General features: G+C 54.7%; 1 protein-coding gene. It reads right to left on the bottom strand.

The features are described from left to right. The coding region (locus SB765_RS29245; protein ID WP_410932436.1) for a UxaA family hydrolase at window positions 1-278 on the bottom strand (278 nt) is incomplete at both ends.

The raw sequence follows: 278 nt of genomic DNA, 5'->3' as shown, positions 1-278 counted from the left end.
GCTGCAGGCGACGCGACTTTGGCATCCTCGCCGAACGCGTAGTCTCGGTCGAACGTCGCCATCTCCAGATTGTGCGTATGCACATAATCGCCTGGCTCAATGGATTTAGTAGCAAAGCCAATAATCTGGCCGTAACGCAGAACAGGATCACCTGGGTTTACGTGTGCAAGGGCAATCTTGTGCGCTGCGGGGACATCGGCGAACACCACGATATTACCGAACTCCGTAACCACGGTTCCTTGAGGTATCGAAGCACGTGCGATTGCAACGTTGTCACC

This window comes from Pseudomonas sp. SIMBA_067 (genome assembly GCF_046534675.1).
Lineage (GTDB): Bacteria > Pseudomonadota > Gammaproteobacteria > Pseudomonadales > Pseudomonadaceae > Aquipseudomonas > Aquipseudomonas putida.
Note: the sequence above shows the minus strand (reverse complement) of the source record. Positions and strands in the feature narration are given on the sequence as shown.